The organism is Desulfuromonas acetexigens, from assembly GCF_900111775.1.
Lineage (GTDB): Bacteria > Desulfobacterota > Desulfuromonadia > Desulfuromonadales > Trichloromonadaceae > Trichloromonas > Trichloromonas acetexigens.
Genome location: NZ_FOJJ01000023.1, coordinates 34,913 through 55,120, shown reverse-complemented (window position 1 = coordinate 55,120; position 20,208 = coordinate 34,913). Strand labels below are relative to the sequence as shown.

Genomic DNA, 20,208 nt, shown 5'->3' with positions numbered 1-20,208 from the left:
GAGGGGGAACGCTGGGCGTGCGTTGGCGCCGGTGGCTGGCGAATCTCAGTATCCCGCTTCTTCACCAAAATAGCGACGCTGGAACCAAAAAGCGACATTGACCAGGGCGATCATTACCGGCACCTCGACCAGCGGCCCGATGACCGCCGCGAAGGCGGCGCCGGAGTTGAGGCCGAAGACGGCAATGGCGACGGCGATGGCCAACTCGAAGTTGTTGCTGGCGGCGGTGAAGGCTAGGGTCGTGGTCTTGCTGTAGTCCGCCCCGACCTTTTTCCCCATCCAGAAAGAAACCAGAAACATGACCACGAAATAGATCAACAGGGGAATGGCGATGCGCACCACGTCGAGGGGAATCCGCACGATCAGCTCCCCTTTCAGGCTGAACATGACGACGATGGTGAAGAGCAGGGCGATCAGGGTGATCGGGCTGATTTTCGGCACCACCACGGCGTGGTAGCGTTCTTTGCCCATGATTTTGACCCCGATCAGGCGGGTCAACGCCCCGGCGATGCAGGGGATGCCGAGGTAGATGAAGACGCTTTCGGCGATTTCGCCGATGGTGATGGCGACCACCGCTCCTTCCAGGCCGAAGAAGGGCGGCAGCATGCTGATGAAGAACCAGGCGTATACGCTGAAGAAGAGCACTTGAAAGATGCTGTTGAAGGCGACCAGGCCGGCGGCGTATTCGGTGCTCCCCTCGGCCAGTTCGTTCCAGACGATGACCATGGCGATGCAGCGGGCGAGGCCGATGAGAATCAGGCCGACCATGTACTCGGGATAGCCCTGGAGGAAGATGACGGCGAGGATGAACATGAGGATCGGGCCGATGACCCAGTTCTGCACCAGCGACAGGCCGAGAATTCGCTTGTTGCGGAAGACGTCCGGCAGTTCTTCGTAACGCACCTTGGCGAAGGGCGGATACATCATCAGGATCAGCCCGGCGGCGATGGGGATGTTGGTGGTGCCGACGGTGAAGAAATCCACGAAATTCTTGACCCCGGGGAGCAGCCAGCCGAGCCCCACGCCGAGGAGCATGGCGGCGAAGATCCACCAGGTCAGATGACGGTCGAGAAAGGAGAGGCGTTTGGAAATAACGGTCATGGGGATTTCCTTGTCGGGGCGGGTCCCGGTGTCATGTTATCGGATTTGGCCGTAGGATGCCGGTGAGCGAAGCGAACCGCATTGGATGCCAATGTCGGAATGATGCGGTTCCTTCGTCACCGCATCCTACGCATTGGGCAGGCTGGGGAATTACGCCGCCAGCTCTTTGTCGAAAAATTCCCGCATGGTGCGGCGGATGTCGTCCCGCACCCGGCGGTAGACGGCCATGACTTCTTCTTCCGTACCGGTCGCTTTCGGCGGGTCTTCGAAGCCCATGTGCAACCGCTGCACGCCGCCGAAGAAGAGCGGACATTTCTCGTTGGCATCGCCGCAGAGGGTGATGACGTAATCGAAGGTTTCGCCTTCATATTTACTGATGTGGTCCGAGCTGTTGCCGGAGATGTCGATGCCGAGTTCCATCATCACCTGGACCGCTTTCGGGTTGAGCCCATGCGGTTCGGTGCCGGCGGAGAAGGCCTCGATGCGTCCGGCGAAATCGTGATTGACCAGGGCGTCGGCCATCTGGCTGCGGCAGGAATTGCCCGTACAGAGAAACAAAACTTTCTTCACTCCAACCTCCTTCAAGGCTGCCCCTTCGGCAGCAGTTCCAGGAAATACTTGGCCTCGTCGCCGCGCGGATTTTCCATCAGGCCGAATCCCGCAAGGCCTTCAGCGCCGCCTCGCGCATCAGTTCCTCGGGGATGTCCTCATAGGTCTTGCCCTGATAAAGCAACGTCCGGCATTCCGTATCCTCGCCGATCAGACAGGAGCAGGAGCAGCATTCGTTGCTCGAAACTTCGGCTCCGTCCAGCAACTCCTCCAGCGGAACACCGTTGAACAAGACCATGTTCGACTGGGCGATGGACGACGCCAGCAGGTGGGATTCCTGGTACTCGATCGTGACGCCCTCTGTGCGCGCGAGCTCTTCGATGACCCGCCGCAGCGACGCGCCCGTATCGCCGCAACGGTCGCAGGTTTGTCCGCCCGTTTCAAAATGCCGCCATTCGATCTTCAACTTTTTCATAAATCGGCTCCGCGTGAAGGGGATGAAAAACTTAAGGCGCGCTGTAGATCAGCCAGGCGCCGCCGGCGATGACGAGAATGCCGCAAATCTTCTTGAGGATGACGGCGCCTTTGGATTTCTCGTTCCAGTCGAGGTAGTGTTGGATGACTTCGGTGAAGGTCCCGGCCAGGACGATGACCGCGCAATGGCCGAGGCCGTAGGCGAGAAGCAGGCTTGCCGCGTAAGCCATGTTGTCGGCGGCCTGGCTGAAGGCGACGGCGAGTATCGGCGCCATGTAGGCGAAAGTGCAGGGACCGAGGGCGATACCGAAGATCAGACCGAGGAGAAAGGCCGCAAGCATGCCCTTGCGGGCCATGCCGACGCCGCCCGGACCGGACCAGGGCAGGGGGATGAAATCGAGCAGGTGCAATCCCACCAGGATGAAGATCCCCGCCACGAACCAGTTTGCCCAGGGGCCGAGATCCCCCATCATCCGCCCGGCGGCCGCCGTGATGACGCCGATCAGGGCGATGGTGATGAGAATGCCGACGGCGAAGAGGTTGGAAATGAGAAACGCCCGGCGGGTGGTCATCGGCCCCTGACCGTTGATGAAGCCGACGATCAGGGGGATGCTGGCGAGATGGCAGGGGGAGAGGACCACGCTTAAAATCCCCCAGAGTAAGGCGGCGGAAAGGGCGATGAGCGGGGCTCCGGTGACGGCGTTACTCAGGGCGATGAACAGGGATTCCATGGGAAAATTCCTTATGGGGAATCAAATGGCCGTCTGGAGCCTATTTGTCGAATTCGTAGCCCAGTTCCCGCCATTGGGCGAGGATGTCTTCCTTGCCGATAAATCCCGAGCGCCGGAACAACTCCTTGCCTGCGGCATCGTAAAAAATCTGGGTGGGGATCATCCGCACCCCGTACTCGGCGGCCTTGGCCCGGTCTTTCCAGACATCGATGAACTCGACCTGCATCCGCCCGTCATACTCCTTTTTCAGCTCATCCAGAATCGGCGCCATCATCTTGCAGGGGATGCATTTATCCGCACCCAGATCGACCAGCCGCGGCAGCCCTTCGGCCCCCGCTGTGCCGGCACAAAACAACAAAAAAACAACAAACGGAACCATCCGTGCGGCAAATGCTCGCATCATCACAAATCTCCTTATCCGGGTTTTCAGGAACGCAGCAGTTGCAGAATCTGTTCAGGCTTGAGCAGCTTCCCCTGGCTGACCAGTTTGCCGTCGATGACCAGGCCCGGCGTCGTCATGCAGCCGAATTTCATGATCTCGTTGAGAGTGGTGACCTTCTCGAACGTGGCTTCTTCCCCCGACTGCTTAACCGCTTCCTTGGCATTGTTCATGAGATCGTTGCACTTGGCGCAACCGCTGCCGAGAATCTGAATTTTTTTCATGGTTCTTCTCCTTTGGTTGGTAGGGGCACGGCGCGCCGTGCCCTATGTGTTAAAACAGGGCGCCGTAAATCAGTCCCGAGATCGTCGCCATGATGATGACCAGAAGAACAAAGACCACGGTCTTTTTTGTTCCCATGACGCTGCGGATGACCAGCATGTTGGGCAAGGAGAGGGCCGGACCGGCGAGCAGCAGGGCCAAGGCCGGGCCCTTGCCCATGCCGGCGCCGATCAGCCCCTGCAGAATCGGCACTTCGGTGAGGGTGGCAAAGTACATGAAGGCGCCGACGACCGAGGCAAAGAGATTGGCCCACAGAGAATTTCCGCCGACCAGACCGGCAATCCAGGCGGACGGAATCAGCCCCTCGTGGTCGGGACGGCCGAGGAGCGCGCCGGCCATCAGCACCCCCCAGAAGAGCAGGGGCAGAATCTTTTTGGCGAAGTCCCAGCTCGTTTCGAACCACTCCTGCAGTTCTCCCGCCTCATCGCGCCCGGTCGCGGTCAGCACCGACAGGGCGATGGTTCCGGCGACGAAGGGGATAATGGGATTGTCCGGAAAGATCAGGGCCAGAGCCACCACCGGCAACGCTGCCAGCAGCATGCGCAGTTTGCCGACTTGAAACCAGCTCACCAGCATGATCGCCAGCGCCAGGGAGAAGAGCCCGGTGACGAGCCATTTGGCGGCATAGATCGCCTGCCAGAAGCCGGTCGGTTCGGTCGGCTTGCCCCAGTTGGCGAAGACCAGGATGCCGACCATGCTGGCGAAATAGAGCGCCGTCTGCCACAGGGGGCGGGAAACTTCCGGTTCGGGGAGATTCCCGGCCGCTTCGAGCTTTTCCGCCTCTTCCTTGCGAAAGAAAAAGTGCATAAGCAAGCCGATAATGACGGCGAAGCTGACGGCGCCCACCGCCCGGGCAATCCCCATCTCCGGCCCGAGAACGGCGGCGGTCAGGACAATGGCGAGGATGTTGATGGCCGGGCCGGAATAGAGAAAGGCACTCGCCGGTCCCAGCCCCGCGCCCATGCGGTAGATGCCGGCGAAAAGCGGCAGGATGGTGCAGGAGCAGACCGCCAGGATGGTGCCCGAGACCGAGGCGACGCCGTAGGCCAGGAACTTATTCGCTTTCGGCCCCAGGTATTTCATCACCGCCGCCTGGCTGACGAAGACCCCCACCGCCCCGGCGATGAAAAAGGCCGGGACCAGGCAGAGCAGCACATGCTCCTGGGCATACCACTTGGCCAGATGCAGCGCTTCCCAGAGGGCATTTTCGAGGCGTTTCGTCTCTTGCAGCCAGTCCACCGGCAGCCAGTAACAGGCGACGAAAACGGCAATGATCGCGGCCAGCGATTTCCACTCGTTTTTCCAGTTCATTAGCTACGTCCTTGAGTTGAATCTTCCTGCTTGGCCGAGTGGCCAAATACCCAGGCAAAAAAAGGGCCGGGGGCTAGCGACAGCCCCCTGCCAGACAGGCGACCTGTGTCTGGGCCTGAGATTCCAGCACCGATTCCACACAGTCGAAAAACTTGAGCATGCAGGGAATCCGCAGCCGGTAGTAGACCTGATTGCCCCGTTTGTCATCCGCGACGATGCCCGCCTGGCGCAAGACCGAAAGATGCTTGGAAACGGTGGAGATGTCGGCGCCGATCATCTCCGTCAGTTCACAGACGCAGCGTTCGGTCTTTTCCAACTCTTCGATGATCAGCAACCGGCTCGGGTGGGCCATGGCCTTGAGCACCCGAGCCCGGGCTTCCAGATGGGCTTTGCGTTCTTTATCCATAGATGCAATGCTCCTTTGCTTTGGCTATTTGGCATATTAGCCAAACAGCTGCGGATGTCAAAGATTTTTTCCCTTGATCCGATCAATTTGGTCAATTTTTTCTCCCGCATTTCCGGGGAAATTTGTCTTTTCGACTTTTTCCCAAGAATGTTAGTCTGTCGGCTTCATGAACAAGGGAGGAAGAACCAGGATGAGTCAGGAAGAAAAGGATGGGATTCACCGCAGTCTCTTTGCTGTCCCTCAGATGGATTGCCCCTCGGAAGAAAATCTCATCCGCATGGCGCTGGACGATCTCGGGGAGGTGCTTTCCCTGGATTTCGATCTTTCCGCTCGGCGGTTGACGGTCGTCCATCGCGGGGAGGCGGCGGTGGTGCTGTGTCGGCTCGAACCGCTCGGGCTGGGGGCGGAACTGCTTGCTTCGGAAGGGGTTGCCGAGACCGAGGTCGTGGCGAAGGACCCGGCGGAGGATGCGGCGGAGGCGAAAGTCCTGAAGACCCTGCTGGCGATCAACGGCGGCATGTTCGTCGTCGAGATGGCCATTGGCCTGGCGGCGCAGTCGACGGGACTGATCGCCGATTCCTTGGATATGTTCGCCGACGCTGCCGTTTACGGAGTGGCCCTGTACGCGGTGGGGGGCGCGGCTCGGCTGAAGATGCGCGCCGCCCGTTTCGCCGGCTGGCTGCAGCTGGCTCTGGCCTTGGGCGCTCTCACCGAGGTTGTGCGCCGCTTCATTTACGGCAGCGAACCGGTTTCGGCGCTGATGATGGGGATGGGGCTGGTCGCGCTGGCGGCGAATGTCTACGCGCTTATGCTCATCACCCGCAAGCGCGACCGGGGCGCGCACATGCAGGCGAGCTACATCTTCTCGGCCAACGACGTCATCGCCAACCTCGGGGTCATCGTCGCCGGCGGCCTGGTCGCCTTCAGTGGTTCGCGCCTTCCCGACCTGATCGTCGGTACGGTTATCGGCCTGATCGTGCTGCACGGCGCCCGGCGGATTCTGCGGTTGAAGTAACCTTCAATGGTCGGAACTTTTGGAACTTTATTAGTTTCTTGCCGCTAAACGTCAAACGGCCTCCCGAGGGAGGCCGTTTGACGTTAGGGAATCAGGCGCATTCGCTGTAGCCGCAGGCGTGACAGACGCAGCAGCCGCCTTCGTGTTCGACCGGGCCGCCGCATTCGGGGCAGGCACCGCCGTTCTGCTTGACCGCGACGCCATCCTCGCCGTGCTGGGCCATGTGCATCTGAATCGCCTTGGCTACGGCGTCGGCGCAGGAAGTGACGCGGTTTTCGCCGAACCCGGCGGGCTTGTGGCAGGTGATGCCGATCATCTGCTTCACCGCCTGCCGGGCCTGTACGCCGCTGCGCCAGGCGAGGGAGACGAGGCGGCCGATGGCCTCGCACTGGCTGGCGGCGCAACCGCCGGCCTTGCCCATGGTGGTGAAGAGCTCAAAAAGTCCTTCCTGGTCTTCGTTGATGGTGATGTACAGCGGCCCGCAGCCGGTCGTCATCTGGTAGGTGGCGCCGCGCAGCGCCCGGGGGCGCTCGCGCTTGCGACCCTGTTTCTTGGTTTCGCGGGGGACCGTGTCTTCCGGCGCCGTCTGCTCTTTGCCCACGGACAGCACCTGCTGATCGCGGCTGCCGTCACGGTAGATGGTGACCCCTTTGCAACCCAACTGGTAGGCCAGCCGGTAGACGGTGGCGACATCCTCGCGGGTGGCGCTGTTGCAGAAATTCACGGTTTTGGAGACGGCGTTGTCCGTGTATTTCTGGAAAGCCGCCTGCATGCGGATGTGATCCTCGGGGGTGATATCGTGAGCGGTGACGAAGACCCTCCGCACATCCTCGGGCACTTGCGGGATGTCCTGCACCGTGCCGTGCTGGGCGATGAGCTTCATCAACTCCGGCGAATAGAAGCCCCGGTCGCGGGCGATCTTTTCAAAGAGCGGGTGAACCTCGACGAGAATGTCGTTATCCAACACCTGACGGACGTAGGAGACGGCGAAGAGGGGCTCAACGCCGCTGGAAGCACCGGCCATGATGGAGATAGTACCGGTCGGGGCGATGGTGGTGCTGGTGGCGTTGCGCACCGGCTTGCTCCCCTTCTGGTCGTACAGGCTCCCCTTGAAGTTGGGGAAGGAGCCGCGCTCGGCGGCGAGCTCCATGGACATCTGCCGGGCTTCGTCGGTGATGAACCTCATCAGCGTCTCGCCCAGTTCCACCGCTTCGTCGCTGTTGTAGGGCAGGCCGAGCAGAATCAGCAGGTCGGCCCAGCCCATGACGCCAAGGCCGATCTTGCGGTTGCTGCGGGTCATCTCGGCGATCTGGGGGATGGGATAGTTGTTGACCTCGATGACGTTGTCGAGGAAACGGGCCGCCAGGCGCACGACGGTCTTCAGGCGCGCCCAGTCGACGTCGCCGTCCTTGACCATTTTCGCCAGATTGATCGAGCCGAGGTTGCACGATTCGTAGGGGAGGAGCGGTTGCTCGCCGCAGGGATTGGTCGCCTCGATCTCGCCGACCTGGGGGGTCGGGTTGTCACGGTTCAAGCGGTCGAGGAAGATGATCCCCGGCTCGCCGTTGTTCCAGGCCAGCTCGACGATGTGTTCGAAGACCTTACGCGCCGGCATGGTTTTCACGACCTCTTTGTTGCGCGGGCTGACGATGGCGTATTCGCCGTCCTTCTCCACCGCTTCCATGAAGGCTTCGGTGAGGCCGACGGAGATGTTGAAGTTGGTCAACACCGTCTGGTCGCGCTTGGCCATGATGAAATCCATGATATCCGGGTGGTCGACCCGCAGAATCCCCATGTTCGCCCCGCGACGGGTGCCCCCCTGCTTGATCGTTTCAGTGGCGGCGTCGAAGACCTTCATGAAGGAGAGGGGGCCGGAGGAAACGCCGCTGGTCGAGGCGACGACGTCCCGGGCCGGACGGATGCGGGAGAAGGAGAAGCCGGTGCCGCCGCCGCTTTTGTGGATCAGGGCGGTCTGCTTGATCGCCTCGAAGATCTCTTCCATCGAATCGCCGACCGGCAGGACAAAACAGGCCGAGAGTTGGCCGAGTTCACGGCCGGCATTCATCAGGGTCGGCGAATTGGGCAGGAATTCGAGGCCGGTCATGATGCGGTAGAACTCATTTTCGAGAGCGGCGGCGTCCTGGCCGGTTTTCAGCAGGGTCTCCGCCGAGGCGATGGTGTGAGCCACGCGGTGGAACATGTCGGCCGGAGTCTCAAGAACCTTGCCTTCGGCATCGCGCTTCAAATAGCGGCGTTCGAGGACGGTGACGGCGTTGGTGGAAAGGGCAAGAGACGGGGACGCGGCCGGTTTTTTCATGGGTTGGAAATCCTTTGCACTGGAAATTCAAGGGGTTGTTGAAAGGGGGATTGCGCTATATTCTGTGTAGCGCCGAAATATAAACCACAATATCCTGTGTCTGTCAATCTTTGTGGCAGTGTCTTTGGGGAAATTAATGCTTTTATGAAGGTGTCCGCAAAAGTCCGGCAGTTTCCTTTCCATGGCCGGCTTAGTCCTTTACAGAAATTCGATAACTATGGTAGTTGTACCCCATGGATTAACTGTTCTCTGCAATGCTTTTCCAGCCCTTGCCCGGATGCCTCCATGCCTGCCGATGATCCCCGCCCCCCTGACCCCATTCAGGAAGAACTCAAGGATCTCAAGGATGTTCTTTCCGTAGCGCAGGTGGTCGTTTCCTCTCTGGAACTCGACGAGGTGCTGCGGAATATCCTTTACAGCGCCATGGCCGTCATGGATATGCCCGCCGGCAGCGTCGCCCTTTATGACGAACCCCTGGGGCAGCTCTCCCTCCATGCCCACGTCGGGTTGAGTGAAAATTTTTTGCAGCGCTTTCGCTGGCCGGTGAAGGAAGGCTCCCTGATTCATCATGTTCTCGACGAAGGCGAGCTCTTCATTGTCGAGGATGTGCAGGGCGGCGGATTCTGTTGCGGCGATGCCCTGGTTTTGCAGGAGGGGATTCGCTCCCTCGTTGCTGTTCCCCTGAAAATTCAGAACAAGGTGGTCGGTCTCATTTGCCTGGATGATTTCGCCCCGCGCCAATTCGCCCCCAACCGGCTCAAGGTGCTGTCGATTCTGGCCTCCTTCGCCGCCATGAGCATCGACAATGCCTGCCTGCATCAGCGCACCCAGCATCTGGCGGTGACCGACGGCCTCACCGGCCTCTACAACCATCGCCAGTTTCGCCTGATGCTCAAGGATGAGCTCATGCGCGCCCGCCGTTACGCCAAACCGATGACGTTGCTCATGTTTGACGTGGACAACTTCAAGGCTTTCAACGATCGCCACGGCCATCTCAAGGGGGATCGCGCCCTGGTCGCCGTCGCCGAGATCCTGCGTGGAGCCATGCGCGAGAGCGACATGGTCTTTCGTTATGGCGGCGAGGAATTTGTCGCCATCCTCCCCGAAACCGCCATCGACGTGGCCCTGACCGCCGCCGAGCGGGCCCGGTGGGAGATCGAGGAGCGATCCCCGCATCATCTCGACGGCGAGCTGCCGGAAGGGGTGACGGTCAGCGTCGGAGTGGCGGCCTACCCCCGCGACGGCCAGGACCGCGACGCCCTGTTGCAGGTGGCCGATGCGCTTCTCTACCAGGCCAAGCGCGAAGGCAAGAACCGGGTTTATCATCGACACGATAAGGATTGACGAATGTTTTCCGGAAAGATTCTCATCGTCGACGACGAAGAAGGACTGCGCAAGGTACTGGCGCGGGGGCTCGCCAAGGAAGGCTATCAGACCGAGGCGGTCGGGTCGGGGGCCGAAGCCCTGAGTCGGATCGCCGCCGAAAGTTTCGATCTGGTCATTACCGACATGCAGATGCCGGGGATGAGCGGGCTGGAACTGTTGGCGGAGATCAAGGCCTTCGATCCGGCCCTGCCGGTGCTGGTGATCACCGCCTACGGCACGGTGGAGAGCGCAGTGCAGGCCTTGCGCCTGGGCGCTTACGACTACATCACCAAACCTTTCGAGAGCGACGAACTCAAGCTGACCATCGCCCAGGCCTTGGAACGGGAACGGCTGCTGGCGGAAAACCGCTATCTGCACGAAGAACTGCAGCAGCGCTGGCAGGCTTCCGGCATCGTCGGCGATTCCCAGGGGATGGCCCGGGTTTTCGACACCGTCCGTTCGGTGGCGGACAGCACCGCCAATGTCCTGGTTACTGGCGAATCGGGGACGGGCAAGGAACTGATCGCTCGTTCCATCCATCTTCAATCCCCGCGCAAGGATCAGCCCTTTATCGTCCTCAACTGCGCCGCCCTTTCCGAAGGAGTGCTCGAAAGCGAGCTCTTCGGCCATGAAAAAGGGGCCTTCACCGGCGCCCTGGCGACCAAGAAGGGGCGCTTCGAGCTGGCCCATCAAGGCACGCTCTTCATCGACGAAGTCGGGGAGATGTCCCTGGCTGCCCAGGTCAAACTGCTGCGGGTGATTCAGGAACACGAATTCGAGCGGGTCGGCGGCACCCGGACCATCCACAGCGATGTGCGCCTGGTGGCGGCGACCAACAAGAATCTGTCCGAGGAGGTCCGTCAGGGGCGTTTCCGCGAAGATCTCTATTATCGCCTCAACGTTGTCAATATCGAACTTCCCCCCCTGCGCGACCGGCGCGAGGACATCGAACCTCTGGCCCGCCATTTTCTCGCCAAATACGCCCGCGAGACGGGTCGGCCGGTGCGCGCCATCGCCCCCCGCGCCCTCGGCTGCCTGCTCACTCACGACTGGCCGGGAAATGTGCGCGAACTTCAGAACGCCCTGGAGCGGGCGGTGGTGCTGTGCAAGGGGGATACCGTTACCCCCCGCGATCTCCCCCAGGGGATCGCCGGCCCGGCGCAGATCTGCCTGGAACTGCCGGAAAGCGGCGGTTCCCTCACCGAGATTCTCGAAGACCTCGAACGCCAGCTGATCCTGCAAACCCTGGCTCGGGAGAAGGGTTCCCAGACCCGGACGGCGGAGGTGCTGGGGATCAAACGCACCACTTTGCGCTACAAGATGGAAAAGTACCGCATGCTCGACTGACGCCGGTTCTTTTCCGCCGGTACGCCCCTTGCTTGTCCCATTCCAGACCCTTTCTCCCTCCGCGGAACCGGATCATGAAACGCATCCTGCCCCTGATGATTTTTCTGCTGCTCTTCGGCGTCGAATCCGCCGCCCCCTGTTTCGGCCCCAAACTTTACTTGGGTGTGCCGGAAGGGATGCGTTTTCAGCTGTTAGCCGAACTGACAGTGGTCTATATCAAGGAAAAGACCGGGGTGGAAACGGTTCGGACGACAGTGGCGCCCGCTGCCGCCGTCGCCGGAGTGCGGGGCGCGACGTTCGATCTGGCCCTCTCTGCGACGCCGGCCGAAAACCTGACCCTGCTGCTGGCGGCGCCCGGTGGGCCCTTCCTGCTGAGCGGCCCGCGAGTGCTGACGGATCTGCAATTTTCCACGGTGCCGGCGGCGTTGAAGAAGCTGGGAGGATTGTTGAACGAGGATTTTTTCGTGGGATTGACGGCCGAGGTCGAAGGGGGCGCCGAACCGGCGGCGGTCGTCGGCCGCGCCCTGCGAGAGAAACGATGGATCTGAAACCATTATTCACGACTCTGCTTCTAGCCTGCGTTCTCTTTGCCGGATGCGCTGCCGTCGCCCCCCCGGTACCCCCTTCGGTGGCTCAGTTGGAGCGTCTGCCGGTCCTTTCCGGCGTCGTCACCGGCCACCGGGTGCTGCGCGGGGAAGTCTATCTCGCCGACGACGTGCGGGTGGCGCCCGGGGCGGTGCTGGAACTGCGCCCGGGGACGACGGTCTATGTCCGTTCCGCCGAAGGGACGCAGATCGACCCGGAATATCTTTCCTCGCTGACCGAACTGCTGGTGCATGGGCGTCTCGAGATTCAAGGAACGGCGCGGCGGCCGGTCCATTTTATCCCGCTGACGCCGGGCAGTCCCGACCAACCGGCCTGGGCCGGGATCACCCTGACTGGGGCCGAAGGCGGCCAAATCGTCGGTGCGCGCATCGAGCAGGCCGAAACCGCCGTGCTCTGCATCGCTTCGTCGCCGGAGATCCGTGCCAATCTTTTCACCGGCAACCGCTACGGCATTATTGCCCAGCAGGGGAGCGCCCCGCGCATCCTCGCCAATCGCATCGAAAAAGGGGAGGGGGGGATTTTCTGCTGGCGCGGTTCGGCTCCGGAGATCTCCGGCAACGAAATTCTCGATCACGCCGAAGAGGGGATTTTTGTCGATGCCGACAGCCGGCCGCTGCTGACGGGCAATCGGGTAAGCGGCAACGATCTCGGGCTGGCCCTTTACGACCGGGCCCTGGCTGGAGATCCGGCCCAGGCGCAAAGGAATCGCGAGGATCTGCGGATTCTGCGCCTGCCGCCGACGGAGATTGCGCCATGAACGGCCGCTGGGCGCTATTGCTCCTTATCCTCTTTTTGCCGGGAGTCGTCCACGCCGAAACGGTCTATCGCGGCGAGCAGAGTTTGTGGCAGGATACGGTCTGGAGCGGCGACATCCTCATAGACGGAATTCTGACCATCCCCGCCGGAGTGTCGTTGGAAATACGTCCCGGCAGCCGTGTGCGCTTCACCCGTTTCGACAGCAACGGGGACGGCATCGGCGAGCATGAAATCTTCATTCAGGGTGTTCTCAAGGCGCAAGGGACGGCGGATAATCCCATCCTCTTCACCAGCGCCGAAGCCCAACCCGTCCCCGGCGACTGGGGGGCGGTGAACATGATGGCCGCTGAGCAAGAGAACCGTTTTACCCATTGCCGCATCGAATACGCTTACCGGGGTTTTCATTCCCACTTTTCCGATGCGACCGTCAGCCATTGCGAGTTTGTCCGCAACGTGCGGGGGATGCAGTTTCAGGAGGCGACGGTAACTATCAACGACTGTCAGGTGTGGGACAATTTCAACGGCATCCAGTTTCGCAACTCGCGGGTGCGGCTGAAAAATTTCGTCCTACGCGACAACCATTGGGGGCTGCGCTGCGTCTACAGCGAGGTAACGCTCGAAGACGGCGAGGTCACCGGCAACCTGATCAACGGCGTCAATCTGCGGGATTCGACCTTGGAAGGGAGCCGCCTTCGTGTCGTCGGCAACCGCAAGGGCATCTATCTGCAAGGGTCCAAGGGCACAGTGCGCGACAGCGAATTGCTCAACAATAGCGAACATGGCATTCTTCTTGAAAAATCCGAGGCGATGGTCAGCCGTAATCGGATCTCCGGCAACGGCCGCGCTGGAATCCTCTGTCGAGAGGCAACCGCTTCTCTGCGGGACAATCACCTCGGCGGCAACGGCGAATATGCCCTGGTGAACGACGGGGCGGGACCGGTCGATGCCCGGGGCAACGCCTGGGGGAGTCTCGACCCGGCGGAAATCGCCGGATTGATCCGCGACGGCGCCGACCGGCCGGGATTGGGGGTGGTGGATGCCGCCGGCCCTCAGCCCTGACTGGTGGCTGATGAAAAAGGCCCATCTGCGGCGTTGTCCCCGTCCTCGTAGTTTCGACGTACCTAAAGAACTTTTTTTTCGGAATGACCTTCATGACCCGACGTTTCTTGCTTTTGCTCCTTCTGTCCGCTTTTTTTCTGACCGCCTGCGACCGTCTCAATGAGCGGCCGACGATGAAGATCGGCTACATGAATTGCAACAACGAGCGTGAGACCTACCAGCGCTTCGCCCCCATTTCCAGCTATCTTTCGGAAAAGACCGGGGTCGAGTTCGAAACGGTAGTGGTCGATACCCACGAGTTCGAAGAGCGCATGAAGGCGGGCGAATTCGCCCTGGTACACACCAACTCGCTGCTCTACATCAATCTCAAGGAGACCGTCGGCCTTCAGTTGCTCGCCGCCGAAAAACGCGGCGCCTTCGGTTCCCACGCGGCGGGGGCGCTCATCTCCCGTAAAGGGAGCGGTATTGAAAAGATCGAGGATATCAAGGGCAAACGCCTGATTTTCGGACCGATGATGGCTCCTTTCGGCTATCTCGCCCAATACGATCTGATGCTCGCCGCCGGTATCGATCCCGAGCGGGATCTGGCCTACTACGCCATTCCCCCGGGTGCCTTCAAGCACGAAAAGCTCATTTACGCCGTCTATTTCGGGGATTTCGACGTGGCTGCCGCGCCCGTCCTCGACCTCGAAGAAATGACCCGGGAAGGCAAGATCGAAGCCGACGATTTCACCATCCTGGCGCAGAGCGCGACCTTTCCCTACTGCACCTTCGGCGCCGCCGCCGATCTCGATCCCGCGCTTTTCGCCACGATCAAAAAAGCGCTGCTCGATCTCGGTCCCGAGGATACCGCCGAACTCGATGGCGAACGGCTCAAGGTGTTGAAGACCTCCTGGGCCGATGGGTTCGAGGATCTGCTCGACAGCGACTATGATGGTCTGCGGGAGATGGCGCGGCGAGCCAACATGCCCCCCTATCAGAGTTACTGAAGGTTCATGGCCAACTTTTCCTGCACCAGTCGACTCAAGCTGCTCCTTCTCCTCGCCACGGCGGGGCTGGTCGCGCTTCTCGCCACCGCCCCCAAAGGCGGGGGGACGGCAGGATCCTCCGCTCTGGATAAGGCGATGGAGCGGGAACTGGCCTGGCAGGCCCGAGCCGCTTTCGTCCGGGAACTCTACGCGCCGGTGACGGAACTGCGCGCGGCCGGGCAGTCGCAGCAGGCCCTGCTCAAGTTGGAGGAGCTGGCCCGGACCTATCCCGGCGATCCCTTTGCTCTGGTGCTGCGTGCTGAAATCCTGCGCGAACTGGGGCGGCTCGACCAGGCCATCGGCCACTATGCCCAGGCGTTGCGCCTCAACGGCGAGTTTCTCGATGAACAGGGGCCCTTTTCCCGACGGACGGAAATTCGTCAACTGGTGGAGGAGGGGCTGGCGACCTTACTGCCGCGCTTTCAGGCCCACCCCGACAACCGTTCTCTGGCGACGACGGTGAAGGAGATCTACTACCTGCAAAGTCGGCTGGCCGGGGGGTGCGAGTAGCCATGAACCTGCGTGACCGCCATTTGTGGCTGGTGATTTTTGCCGGGCTCGCCCTCGGTAGCTTCGGCGCGCTCCTCGCGGTCTGGGGGAATCCGGAGAATTCCGGTATCTGCGTCTCCTGTTTTCTCGAAAACAGCGCCGGCGCCCTGGGGTTGCACGATAACGAGCGCATGCGCTACCTGCGCCCGGAGTTGATTGGCTTTGTCCTCGGCGCCCTGGGCAGTTCCCTCCTTTTTCGTGAGTTCCGCTCCCGGGGGGGGAGTGACCCGCTCCCCCGGTTCTTCGGCGGAATCTTTCTTATGGTTGGTTGCGCCGTTTTTATCGGTTGCCCGATCAAGCTTTTTCTCCGCCTGGGCGCCGGCGACCTCACCGCCCTGTCCGGCTTCGCCGGGCTTTTCGTTGGGGTCTGGGGCGGCCTGCGCACGATGGTCGACGAAGTACGTCTCGTTCCGGCGCAGCCCCGGCGCGGAAGCGGCCTGCTCGTGCCGGCCCTCTTTCTGTTCTTGCTGGTCTTTCTGCTGACCGGCCCCGGTTTTCTGCAGGAGTCGGCAGGGGGAAGCGCCACGGCCCACGCGCCCCGGTCGGTTGCCCTGGCGGTCGGCTTGCTCCTTGGCGGACTCGCCCAGCGCAGTCGTCTCTGCGTTACCGGCGCCCTGCGCGATGCCCTGCTCCTCGGTCGTCGCTCGCCGCTCTTGTACGGGCTGTTGGCCTTCGCTCTCAGTGCGGTGTTGGTCAATCTTCTAACCGGCGGCTTCCGCCTTGGCTTTTATGGCCAGCCCGGGGCGCATACGGACCAGCTCTGGAGTTTCTTCGGCATGGCCCTGGTCGGTTGGCTCTCGGTACTGATCGGCGGTTGCCCCTTTCGGCAACTGATCAAGGCCGGTGAAGGGGACGCCGATGCCGGGCTGGTGGTGATGGGTATGCTCGTCGGCGGGGCCGTCGCTCAGTCCTGGGGGCTGACCGCGACCGCCGCCGGGGTGCCGCTGTACGGCAAGGTAGCGGTCCTTTCCGGCTTTATTTTCGTCTTCGCCTGGAGTCTTTTCAGTCGCGAGGATAAAACCTGTTGAAGAGATAAAGGGGGATTGGTGGTAAATCGTCCGAAACGGCATCCCGACATTGTCTGGCGGGTGGAAAAGGGGCGCGAGGCCCGGATTGTTGAGGCTCTGGCGGCGGGGGAGGAGGTCTCCGACCTGGGGAGCGTGATCCTCATCATCTCCGGCATGATGCATCAACTCAACCTGGTCGGGGGGCGTATCTGGAGCCTCTGTGACGGCCATCGCACCGAGGAGGAAATCGTCGCGGCCCTGGCCACCGAATTCGACGCCGAGCCCGAGGAGTTGCGGGCGGATGTGGCGGAATTCATTGCTGATCTGCGCGGGCGGGGGTGGCTGAGCGATGAGTGATTTTTCCACCGAAATCTTCAGCGCGCCGCTGACTATCAACTGGACCCTCTCCTTCGGCTGCAATTTTACCTGCGAGCATTGCTACAGCCGCGACGAAGTCTGCGAGGAACTCGCCACCGCCGATCTGCGCCGGATCGTCGATATCCTCGTCGACAAACAGATTCCTTTCGTTAATTTCGGTGGCGGCGAACCGCTGATCCGCCCTGATCTGCTGGAGCTTGCCGCCTACGCGACAGAGCGGGGGCTCAACGTCTCGATGAATTCCAATGGCTGGCTGCTCGATGCCGCCATCGCCCAAGGATTGCACGACAGCGGCTTCAAGAGTGTCGGCATCAGCATCGACAGCGCCGAGGCGGAACTCCATGACGATTTTCGCAACCGCTCCGGTTCCTTCGCCCGGGCGGTGGCCGCCCTCGACCATCTGCGCACCGCCGGCGTGCGCACCACCATGAGCAGCGTCATCTCGCGCATCAACTATCGCCATTTGCGGGATCTGCTCGATCTTGCCCGGGATCGCGGCGTCGCCCAGGTTTATCTGCACAACTTCAAATGCAGCGGGCGCGGCTTCAAAAATAGGCAGGAACTGGATCTGACCGCGGAAGAGTGGCGGGACTTCTATGTCGAGGCGTTGCGGGTGCGGGATGAGACTTCCGATCTGCTCATTTCTTTCGATGATCCGGTCATTTCCTCCTTGCCGGGGTACTCCGCTAAAAGCTTGGTTAACGGCAGCAGTTGTGGTAAACTTTCTCTACATTTACGTCCCAACGGCGACCTCACCCCCTGCGGATTCATCCCTTTGGTGATCGGTAACATTCTGCGGGACGATTTCGACGCTCTCTGGTACGATTCGCCGATTCTGCAACGGATGCGGCACAAGGAGGCATCGGGTAAATGTCAGGGCTGCGCCGCCTTTGAAAAATGCCTCGGCGGCTGTACCGCCCGGGCCTTCGCCGTGACAGGCGATTTCAACCAGCCTGATCCTCATTGCTGGAAATAGTTTTCGATACGCTGTCGCACCAGAAATTTCTTGTTACAACCCCAAATCGACAAAGGAGGTGAGGCCCATGAAAAAGTACATGAAGCCCCGGGTGGTTGGTTCCTCGAACGTCCATCCCTGCTAGCAACACGGTACCGCGGGGGGACAGCATCGCTGCCCCCCCTTTTTTGATGGCGTCGCAAAAATTCACCAACTGCTGCGTTGCTGCAACCGGCTCGCTGCTTCGACGTACATAAGTACGCCTTATTGCTCGCCTTGCATTTGGCGCTTTTTGCTTAGCCATCCAACAAGATGCTTTTTGCGAAAGCATCTTTTTTTATCTCTTTTTCTTGATTCGACGAATTGATGGGTCTTGACCTTCTCGATACCCCGGTGCGGATTTCCTGGCGTTTTACTCCGACCTCTCCGCTGTCGCGGGCGGATCTTCTCCGCATCGCCGGGCGGTTGGCGGAAGGCGGGGTCTTTTTCGTTTATCTCGACGGTCGCCCCCTGCTCCATCCGAACCTCTTGGAATTGCTCGACACTCTAGCGAACACAGGGATACGCATTTCCCTCGTTTCCGGCGGCTCTCCGAAAGAGCTGGATGTTTTGCATCCCGGTCTTCCCCTGGCTCAGTTGGATATGGAAATCATCGACCGCAACGGCCTCTCCCGCGACGTTCTAGGGCGAACTTTGAAGGATCTTCGTGCGTGCGGTTATGAGCCGGGTTTGCTGCTGCGGCCCCTGGCGACGCGCCTCCCTCTGCTTTCCGAACTTCTGGCGACGGCGCGCGAACTGGGCGTTTCCCGGGTGCGGCTGCCGAATATCCCCCTCGACGGCGAGGAGGCCCCGCGCGACCCGGCGGAACTCCCCAGCCCGAAAGATCTGGAGCGATTGCGGCAGTCCCTGGCCCCCGACTGCGCTGCGGGATTGTCTTTCGAAATCCACGATCTTTTCATCTGGGAACTCTTCCACGGCGAAGACGGAGCACAGCGGGCCGAATATGGCGGCTGCCAAGCGGGTAACAGCCTCGGGCATGTGGATGCCGCCGGCAACCTTTACCCCTGTGCCAGTTGGCCGGGCGCGCTCGGTTCGCTGCTGGAGTATTCGCTGGCGGAACTCTGGGCTTCCCCGGCGCGCTTTTCCGTTCGCGCCGAGTTGGAACGGGTTCCCTCGGGTTGTCGGGATTGTGCCGGCTATGACTTCTGTTTCGGCGGCTGCCGGGGTCTCTCCCGCAGCTTCGATCCTCACGGTGACGGCCGCGATCCCCTCTGTGCCGGACCGCGCCGGTGAAGAAAGAGCTTTCCCTGCGATGGTTCCCGTTGCTCTTCATCCTCTTAATCTGATATTCTCGAAATTCCCATGAGCATTTATCTCGACAACGCCGCCACCAGTCATCCCAAGCCCGAAGCGGTTTACCGCGCCATGGATCAGGCTTTGCGACAGGTGGGGGCCAACCCCGGCCGCGGTGGCCATGCCATGGGACTGGAAGCCGGACGCCTGGTTTTCGAGGCGCGTGAGTCCCTCGCCGACTTTTTCGGTATCGCCGACAGTTCGCGCATCGCCTTTACCACCAATGCTACCGAAGCGATCAACCTGGCTCTTTTCGGCCTCCTTCAGGCCGGCGATCGGGTGGTGACCTCGACCATGGAGCACAACGCGGTGATGCGCCCCTTGCGAGTGTTGCGCGAACGGGGGGTGGAGGTGGTTCAGGTGCAAGGGGATCGCCAGGGTTTCGTCGATCCGCAGGCGGTGCGCGATGCCTGCCGCGTGCCGACGCGGTTGGTGGTGCTCTCCCACTGCTCCAACGTCAGCGGGACCTTGCAGCCGGTGGAGGAGATCGGGCCCTGGTGCCGTGAACGGGGCATCCTCTTCCTCCTCGATGCGGCGCAGAGCGCCGGCGCCTTTCCGATTCACGTGGATCAACTCGGCGCCGATCTGCTCGCGGTTCCCGGCCACAAAAGTCTGATGGGTCCGCAAGGAACCGGCTTTCTCTATGTCCGCTCCGGGCTGCATCTGAACCCTCTGATTCACGGCGGTACCGGCGGTCATTCCAATGCTGACGGCATGCCCGAGGAAATGCCCGAACGCTACGAGGCGGGAACCCGCAACACCCCGGGCATCGCCGGACTCAAAGCGGCGGTTGACTTCCTCCGCGAGACGGGCCTGGAACGGATACGCACCCATGAAAAGGCGTTGCTGCAGCGGTTGCTCGACGGCCTTGGTCGCATGCCGCAGATAAGGGTCCATGGCCCGAGCGATCTCGACCGGCACGGCGGCGCCTGTTCCATTACTCTGGACGGCATCGATCCGGCGCAGGTGGGGTTCTGGCTCGACCATGCCTACGACATCGTCTGCCGGGTTGGGCTCCATTGCGCCCCCGACGCCCATCGCACCCTGGGCACCCACCCCCGGGGGACGGTCCGGGTCAGCCCCGGCTATTTCACCACGGCCGAAGAGATCGATGCTCTGCTGGCTGCCTTGGCTGAGTTGCCGGGGCGGATCGCCGCCGAGGGCGGCGCCTGATTCGAAG

22 protein-coding genes are annotated in these 20,208 nt (G+C 61.4%); 13 read left to right on the top strand and 9 right to left on the bottom strand.

What is annotated here, in order from left to right:
- Nucleotides 1–45: 45 nt before the first annotated feature.
- From arsB to BQ4888_RS09245, 8 genes are all read right to left on the bottom strand, one after another.
- The gene (arsB, locus tag BQ4888_RS09280) at nt 46–1,101 is read right to left on the bottom strand and encodes an ACR3 family arsenite efflux transporter (protein WP_092056664.1); all 1,056 of its coding nucleotides are present in this window, start codon (nt 1,099–1,101) and stop codon (nt 46–48) included.
- Between the two features lie 150 nt (nt 1,102–1,251).
- On the bottom strand, nt 1,252–1,671 hold the full coding sequence (locus tag BQ4888_RS09275) for an arsenate reductase ArsC (protein ID WP_092056662.1): 420 nt from the start codon (nt 1,669–1,671) through the stop codon (nt 1,252–1,254).
- A gap of 76 nt (nt 1,672–1,747) precedes the next feature.
- Nucleotides 1,748–2,125, bottom strand: a complete 378-nt coding sequence (locus BQ4888_RS09270) for a DUF2703 domain-containing protein (RefSeq protein WP_092056660.1) — start codon at nt 2,123–2,125, stop codon at nt 1,748–1,750.
- A gap of 31 nt (nt 2,126–2,156) precedes the next feature.
- Nucleotides 2,157–2,855, bottom strand: coding sequence for a cytochrome c biogenesis CcdA family protein (locus BQ4888_RS09265; protein ID WP_092056658.1), 699 nt, complete (start codon nt 2,853–2,855; stop codon nt 2,157–2,159).
- 40 nt (nt 2,856–2,895) lie between these two features.
- Nucleotides 2,896–3,258 (bottom strand): thioredoxin family protein, encoded by a 363-nt coding sequence (locus BQ4888_RS09260; RefSeq protein ID WP_092056657.1) that lies wholly within the window; start codon nt 3,256–3,258, stop codon nt 2,896–2,898.
- Nucleotides 3,259–3,281: 23 nt separating this feature from the next.
- Nucleotides 3,282–3,518, bottom strand: coding sequence for a thioredoxin family protein (locus BQ4888_RS09255; RefSeq protein ID WP_092056655.1), 237 nt, complete (start codon nt 3,516–3,518; stop codon nt 3,282–3,284).
- 49 nt (nt 3,519–3,567) lie between these two features.
- The gene (locus BQ4888_RS09250) at nt 3,568–4,887 is read right to left on the bottom strand and encodes a permease (protein ID WP_092056653.1); all 1,320 of its coding nucleotides are present in this window, start codon (nt 4,885–4,887) and stop codon (nt 3,568–3,570) included.
- Nucleotides 4,888–4,960: 73 nt separating this feature from the next.
- Nucleotides 4,961–5,293 carry an ArsR/SmtB family transcription factor gene (locus BQ4888_RS09245; protein WP_092056652.1) on the bottom strand — a complete coding sequence of 111 codons (333 nt, stop codon included), beginning with the start codon at nt 5,291–5,293 and terminating at the stop codon, nt 4,961–4,963.
- Nucleotides 5,294–5,483: 190 nt separating this feature from the next.
- Between BQ4888_RS09245 and BQ4888_RS09240 the strand changes: the two genes are divergently transcribed.
- Nucleotides 5,484–6,308, top strand: coding sequence for a cation efflux transmembrane domain-containing protein (locus tag BQ4888_RS09240; RefSeq protein WP_217882322.1), 825 nt, complete (start codon nt 5,484–5,486; stop codon nt 6,306–6,308).
- Between the two features lie 91 nt (nt 6,309–6,399).
- Here BQ4888_RS09240 and BQ4888_RS09235 read toward each other — a convergent pair whose 3' ends face one another.
- Nucleotides 6,400–8,625, bottom strand: coding sequence for a vitamin B12-dependent ribonucleotide reductase (locus tag BQ4888_RS09235; protein WP_092056648.1), 2,226 nt, complete (start codon nt 8,623–8,625; stop codon nt 6,400–6,402).
- Between the two features lie 285 nt (nt 8,626–8,910).
- Here BQ4888_RS09235 and BQ4888_RS09230 point away from each other — a divergent pair, with 285 nt between their 5' ends.
- The 12 genes from BQ4888_RS09230 (at nt 8,911) to BQ4888_RS09175 (ending at nt 20,201) form a co-directional block, all read left to right on the top strand.
- A complete protein-coding gene (locus BQ4888_RS09230) occupies nt 8,911–9,969 on the top strand; it encodes a sensor domain-containing diguanylate cyclase (RefSeq protein ID WP_092056646.1) in 1,059 nt (352 codons plus the stop codon).
- 3 nt (nt 9,970–9,972) lie between these two features.
- A complete protein-coding gene (locus tag BQ4888_RS09225; RefSeq protein WP_092056644.1) occupies nt 9,973–11,337 on the top strand; it encodes a sigma-54-dependent transcriptional regulator in 1,365 nt (454 codons plus the stop codon).
- Between the two features lie 74 nt (nt 11,338–11,411).
- Entirely contained in the window at nt 11,412–11,885 is a 474-nt protein-coding gene (locus BQ4888_RS09220) for a hypothetical protein (protein WP_092056642.1), read from the top strand.
- A complete protein-coding gene (locus BQ4888_RS09215; protein WP_092056640.1) occupies nt 11,876–12,700 on the top strand; it encodes a NosD domain-containing protein in 825 nt (274 codons plus the stop codon). The genes BQ4888_RS09220 and BQ4888_RS09215 overlap by 10 nt, the downstream gene beginning before the upstream one ends.
- Nucleotides 12,697–13,758 carry a right-handed parallel beta-helix repeat-containing protein gene (locus tag BQ4888_RS09210; protein WP_092056638.1) on the top strand — a complete coding sequence of 354 codons (1,062 nt, stop codon included), beginning with the start codon at nt 12,697–12,699 and terminating at the stop codon, nt 13,756–13,758. The genes BQ4888_RS09215 and BQ4888_RS09210 overlap by 4 nt, the downstream gene beginning before the upstream one ends.
- Before the next feature lie 92 nt (nt 13,759–13,850).
- Nucleotides 13,851–14,747, top strand: coding sequence for a phosphate/phosphite/phosphonate ABC transporter substrate-binding protein (locus BQ4888_RS09205; protein ID WP_240746317.1), 897 nt, complete (start codon nt 13,851–13,853; stop codon nt 14,745–14,747).
- A 6-nt stretch (nt 14,748–14,753) separates the two neighbouring features.
- A complete protein-coding gene (locus BQ4888_RS09200; protein ID WP_092056634.1) occupies nt 14,754–15,296 on the top strand; it encodes a tetratricopeptide repeat protein in 543 nt (180 codons plus the stop codon).
- Nucleotides 15,297–15,298: 2 nt separating this feature from the next.
- Nucleotides 15,299–16,363, top strand: a complete 1,065-nt coding sequence (gene yedE / locus BQ4888_RS09195) for a YedE family putative selenium transporter (RefSeq protein ID WP_092056633.1) — start codon at nt 15,299–15,301, stop codon at nt 16,361–16,363.
- Nucleotides 16,364–16,381: 18 nt separating this feature from the next.
- A complete protein-coding gene (gene pqqD, locus BQ4888_RS09190; protein WP_092056631.1) occupies nt 16,382–16,699 on the top strand; it encodes a pyrroloquinoline quinone biosynthesis peptide chaperone PqqD in 318 nt (105 codons plus the stop codon).
- Nucleotides 16,692–17,696 (top strand): GeoRSP system radical SAM/SPASM protein, encoded by a 1,005-nt coding sequence (locus BQ4888_RS09185; RefSeq protein ID WP_092056629.1) that lies wholly within the window; start codon nt 16,692–16,694, stop codon nt 17,694–17,696. The genes pqqD and BQ4888_RS09185 overlap by 8 nt, the downstream gene beginning before the upstream one ends.
- A 345-nt stretch (nt 17,697–18,041) precedes the next feature.
- The gene (locus BQ4888_RS09180) at nt 18,042–18,968 is read left to right on the top strand and encodes an SPASM domain-containing protein (protein WP_092056628.1); all 927 of its coding nucleotides are present in this window, start codon (nt 18,042–18,044) and stop codon (nt 18,966–18,968) included.
- 69 nt (nt 18,969–19,037) lie between these two features.
- Complete coding sequence (locus BQ4888_RS09175; protein ID WP_092056626.1) at nt 19,038–20,201, top strand: aminotransferase class V-fold PLP-dependent enzyme; 1,164 nt, start codon at nt 19,038–19,040, stop codon at nt 20,199–20,201.
- The last annotated feature ends 7 nt before the right edge of the window (nt 20,202–20,208 follow it).

Excerpts from the sequence above, each read along its gene's own strand:
- BQ4888_RS09175 (WP_092056626.1), top strand. The coding sequence starts at position 19,038 with ATGAGCATTTATCTCGACAACGCCGCCACCAGTCATCCCAAGCCCGAA.
- BQ4888_RS09200 (WP_092056634.1), top strand. The coding sequence starts at position 14,754 with ATGGCCAACTTTTCCTGCACCAGTCGACTCAAGCTGCTCCTTCTCCTC.
- BQ4888_RS09245 (WP_092056652.1), bottom strand. The coding sequence starts at position 5,293 with ATGGATAAAGAACGCAAAGCCCATCTGGAAGCCCGGGCTCGGGTGCTC.
- BQ4888_RS09215 (WP_092056640.1), top strand. The coding sequence starts at position 11,876 with ATGGATCTGAAACCATTATTCACGACTCTGCTTCTAGCCTGCGTTCTC.
- BQ4888_RS09180 (WP_092056628.1), top strand. The coding sequence starts at position 18,042 with ATGGGTCTTGACCTTCTCGATACCCCGGTGCGGATTTCCTGGCGTTTT.
- BQ4888_RS09210 (WP_092056638.1), top strand. The coding sequence starts at position 12,697 with ATGAACGGCCGCTGGGCGCTATTGCTCCTTATCCTCTTTTTGCCGGGA.
- BQ4888_RS09235 (WP_092056648.1), bottom strand. The coding sequence starts at position 8,625 with ATGAAAAAACCGGCCGCGTCCCCGTCTCTTGCCCTTTCCACCAACGCC.
- BQ4888_RS09260 (WP_092056657.1), bottom strand. The coding sequence starts at position 3,258 with ATGATGCGAGCATTTGCCGCACGGATGGTTCCGTTTGTTGTTTTTTTG.
- BQ4888_RS09255 (WP_092056655.1), bottom strand. The coding sequence starts at position 3,518 with ATGAAAAAAATTCAGATTCTCGGCAGCGGTTGCGCCAAGTGCAACGAT.
- BQ4888_RS09230 (WP_092056646.1), top strand. The coding sequence starts at position 8,911 with ATGCCTGCCGATGATCCCCGCCCCCCTGACCCCATTCAGGAAGAACTC.
- BQ4888_RS09250 (WP_092056653.1), bottom strand. The coding sequence starts at position 4,887 with ATGAACTGGAAAAACGAGTGGAAATCGCTGGCCGCGATCATTGCCGTT.
- arsB (WP_092056664.1), bottom strand. The coding sequence starts at position 1,101 with ATGACCGTTATTTCCAAACGCCTCTCCTTTCTCGACCGTCATCTGACC.
- BQ4888_RS09240 (WP_217882322.1), top strand. The coding sequence starts at position 5,484 with ATGAGTCAGGAAGAAAAGGATGGGATTCACCGCAGTCTCTTTGCTGTC.
- BQ4888_RS09225 (WP_092056644.1), top strand. The coding sequence starts at position 9,973 with ATGTTTTCCGGAAAGATTCTCATCGTCGACGACGAAGAAGGACTGCGC.
- BQ4888_RS09265 (WP_092056658.1), bottom strand. The coding sequence starts at position 2,855 with ATGGAATCCCTGTTCATCGCCCTGAGTAACGCCGTCACCGGAGCCCCG.
- BQ4888_RS09185 (WP_092056629.1), top strand. The coding sequence starts at position 16,692 with ATGAGTGATTTTTCCACCGAAATCTTCAGCGCGCCGCTGACTATCAAC.
- BQ4888_RS09205 (WP_240746317.1), top strand. The coding sequence starts at position 13,851 with ATGACCCGACGTTTCTTGCTTTTGCTCCTTCTGTCCGCTTTTTTTCTG.
- BQ4888_RS09220 (WP_092056642.1), top strand. The coding sequence starts at position 11,412 with ATGAAACGCATCCTGCCCCTGATGATTTTTCTGCTGCTCTTCGGCGTC.
- BQ4888_RS09270 (WP_092056660.1), bottom strand. The coding sequence starts at position 2,125 with ATGAAAAAGTTGAAGATCGAATGGCGGCATTTTGAAACGGGCGGACAA.
- yedE (WP_092056633.1), top strand. The coding sequence starts at position 15,299 with ATGAACCTGCGTGACCGCCATTTGTGGCTGGTGATTTTTGCCGGGCTC.